General features: G+C 65.3%; 1 pseudogene. It reads left to right on the top strand.

From position 1 onward, the window contains the following. Positions 1-726 (top strand): annotated as a pseudogene (locus ACOADB_RS19050) (FAD-containing monooxygenase EthA); the annotation flags it as partial.

Genomic DNA, 726 nt, shown 5'->3' with positions numbered 1-726 from the left:
TTGCAGCGCACGCCGACGTACATCGTCAGCCAGCCGCGCATCGACCCGATCGCTGAGACGCTCAAGCGCACGATGCCGAAGAAGCAGGCGGCGAAGCTGATCCATGCGCGCTACGCGGCGGTCACGATCGGGTTCTACGAGTTCTGCCGGCGCAACCCCAAGGTCGCGAAGGTGCTCCTCAAGCGCTGGGCCAAGCTGCACCTGCCCGACGACTTCGACTACGACACCCACCTCACGCCGCCGTACGACCCGTGGGACCAGCGCCTGTGCGTCATTCCGGGTGCCGACCTGTTCCGGGCGATCCACAGCCACAAGGTCGATGTCGTGACCGACCACATCGAGCGCTTCACCGAGAGCGGCATCGTGGTGAAGTCCGGCAAGGAGCTCGAGGCCGACATCGTCGTCACGGCGACGGGTCTGGACGTGATCGCCATGGGTGGCGCGACGATCGAGGTCGACGGGGAGCAGATCGACCTGGGCAAGACCTTCACCTACAAGGCGATGATGCTCAGCGGCATCCCGAACTTCGCCTTCATCGTCGGCTACTCCAACGCGTCGTGGACGCTGAAGGCCGACCTCGTCTGTGAGTACGTCGTGCGGTTGCTCGAGCACATGGACCAGCACAACCTCAAGGTCGCGGTCCCTCCGCATGAGGAGGGTCTCGTGCCGGCGCCGATTCTCGACCTGGATTCGGGCTACCTGAAACGGGCCGCCGGGCGGCTTCCC

This window comes from Nocardioides sp. CPCC 206348 (assembly GCF_048654705.1).
Lineage (GTDB): Bacteria > Actinomycetota > Actinomycetes > Propionibacteriales > Nocardioidaceae > Nocardioides.
The sequence above is the reverse complement of the archived record's forward strand: the minus strand, read 5'-3'. Positions and strand labels throughout refer to the sequence as shown.